The organism is Kitasatospora sp. NPDC091257, from assembly GCF_044757675.1.
GTDB lineage: Bacteria > Actinomycetota > Actinomycetes > Streptomycetales > Streptomycetaceae > Kitasatospora > Kitasatospora lactacystinica.
In genome coordinates this window covers 1-2,320 of the sequence record NZ_JBIVVI010001333.1, presented here as the reverse complement: position 1 = coordinate 2,320, position 2,320 = coordinate 1, and the positions used below count along the sequence as shown (strand labels likewise).

At 73.5% G+C, this 2,320-nt stretch carries 3 protein-coding genes; 1 reads left to right on the top strand and 2 read right to left on the bottom strand.

Features of this window, described 5'->3' with window-relative positions; all coding sequences use genetic code 11:
• Window positions 1-221: 221 nt before the first annotated feature.
• Both ACIQOV_RS37960 and ACIQOV_RS37955 read right to left on the bottom strand, forming a co-directional pair.
• The gene (locus tag ACIQOV_RS37960) at window positions 222-524 is read right to left on the bottom strand and encodes a GNAT family N-acetyltransferase (protein ID WP_401055328.1); all 303 of its coding nucleotides are present in this window, start codon (window positions 522-524) and stop codon (window positions 222-224) included.
• 9 nt (window positions 525-533) lie between these two features.
• Window positions 534-1,460, bottom strand: coding sequence for a class I SAM-dependent methyltransferase (locus ACIQOV_RS37955; RefSeq protein WP_401055327.1), 927 nt, complete (start codon window positions 1,458-1,460; stop codon window positions 534-536).
• Between the two features lie 197 nt (window positions 1,461-1,657).
• Between ACIQOV_RS37955 and ACIQOV_RS37950 the strand changes: the two genes are divergently transcribed.
• Window positions 1,658-2,284: a hypothetical protein gene (locus ACIQOV_RS37950; RefSeq protein ID WP_401055326.1), complete on the top strand. Its 627-nt coding sequence runs from the start codon at window positions 1,658-1,660 to the stop codon at window positions 2,282-2,284.
• Window positions 2,285-2,320: the final 36 nt, after the last annotated feature.

Genomic DNA, 2,320 nt, shown 5'->3' with positions numbered 1-2,320 from the left:
TACCCGACGCTCTTCCGATCGGTGCGGCGCCGGGAGGCGGGGGCAGGGTGGCCCGGATGCCACTGTGGCACGACAGCGAACAGATTTCAAAATCTGTTCGCTGTCGTCTGTTATCTGAAAGTTGAACTCTGTCTGTTGTCATTTGTTCGGACGAACGCCCCCCGGATCAGCCACCCCGCCCCAGCTGCCCGAACGGTCGCGGCACGGCTGCCCGCCGGCCGTCAGCGGGCGACCCGGCCGCGAGTCTCGTACGCGAAATCGGTGAACTCGGGGTGGCGGAGCATCCAGCCCTTGATGAAGGGGCAGGTCGCCAGCACGGCCAGGCCTCGGGCGCGGGCGTCGTCCAGGGCCGCGCGGGCCAGCGCACTGCCGATGCCCCGGCCCTCGAAGGCGGGCTCGACCACGGTGTGCGGATAGACCACCAGCTGGTCGCCGCGCAGGTACTCGGCGAAGCCCGTCGGCCGGTCGTCCTCCCAGGCCTCGAAGCGGTTGCGGGCTTCCACGTCACGTACCGAGAGGGTCATCGAGGCTCCTCACCGCCGGAGAGCCGCGGCCGGGCCCGGCCCCGGTCCGTCATCGGGCGACCGGGGCCGCCCCGCCCGTCGATCGCCGGTCGTCCCCGTACCCGTCCCCTCCGTCTCCGCCTCCGCCCGCTCCGTCCATGTCTTCTTCGCGGCGGCCGTCGGCTCACCGGCCGCGCTCCCGACCGGCGCCCAGGCCTCGCGTCCGCCCGGCGCCCGCAGCAGGTAGGCACGGGCGGGCGGCACGTTGCGCCACACCGTGCGCTCGCCCAGGCCGTACGCCGCCTCGAACCCCCGCAGCAGCCGCACCACCGCCCGGTGGCGGGCGCCCCGGCGGGGGCCCGAGGTGAGGGTGCGCGCCGTCGTCGTGCCGAGGTACCCGAAGTACGTCAGCTCGCCGCCGGGCGCCAGCAGCCGCAGGTAGAGGTCGAGGATGTCGCGTACCCGCGCGGGCTCGAAGTTGGTGAACGGCAGCCCGGACACGATCGCGTCGTACCGCTGCGCGCAGTCCTCCGGCCGGGCCCCCTCCGGCTCCGCCGCACGGGACTCCGGAAGCTCCTCGACCCGGCAGGCCGACAGCCGCAGCCCGATGCCGGGGTGGCGCGCGGCCAGGACGGGGTCCTCCCGGAGCCGCTCCGCGAACCGCGGGTTGGCCTCGACGACGTGCAACCGGTCGCCCGGGCGCAGCACTCGGGCGAGCCGGCGGGTCACCACGCCCGTTCCGGCGCCGACCTCCAGCACCGAGATCGGACGGTTCGGGCGGCTGGTGACCGGTACCACCAGCGCGTTCACCAGCTCAGGGCCGCTCGGGGCCAGCGCGCCGGTGTCGTGGAAGGTGCGCAGGGCCTCGGCGAGGAACAGCAGGCGGTCCCCGCCGGCGGACGAACCGTACCGGGGGGAAAGGGACTTGGGGCCGTGGTGGAGCCGTTCACTGGTCATGCCCTCGACGCTAGGCAGCACGGGGCCGCCGCGAATCGGCCGGTCAGTGGCGCCGACCCCCGACGAAAGTCGAGGGTGCGGTTACCCGGAAGACAGAGGTGCTCCACGGTCGAGCGCCCCTAGCATCGAGCCCGAGGTACCGAACACCGAACGTGCGGAGAGCTTTCGGGGCGGGGGGAGAGGAAAGGAGGAGCGTCATGCGCAGGAGTGTGCTCGGCTGGTACGGGCCGGACCACCGGGCCGGGACCGATACCTTGTTGCTGCTCGGAGTGCTCGGCCTGGGCATCGAGGAGGCGTTGGTCCAGTGGACGCACTCCGACGGTCCACTGCGCCTGCCGCGCACGGTCGTTGCCGCGCTCGCCGCGCTCTCGCTCGTCTTCGCCCGCCGCTACCCGGTGGCCTCGGCCGTGCTGCCGGTGCTCACCGGCGGGTCGTTCAACCGGGCCTTCCCCGGCCTGTTCAGCGTCTTCCACCTCGCCTACCTGGGCCGGACCGGCCCGGCGGTGGCGGGCGGCGCGGCCATCGTGGTGGGCAGTGCGGCGGGTGCGAATTCGCTGATCGGCTGGGCCGGCACCGCCGGGTCCCAACTCCTCGTCCAGGCCGCCGTCCTGGCGGTCGCCCTGTGGCTGCACGGCAGACGGGTGCTGATCCGCACCCTGCATGAGCAGGTCGACGCGCTGCGCCGCGAGCGCGAGCTGCGTGCCGACCAGGCCCGAGCCGCCGAACGCGCCCGGATCGCCCGGGAGATGCACGACGTGCTGGCCCACCGGCATCCTCGTGAACACCCGTACCGTCCCGGTCACTTCGGCAGGTGGACGGCGTAGGCGGTGGGCAGCCGGTTGTCTGAGGCGCCGCCCATG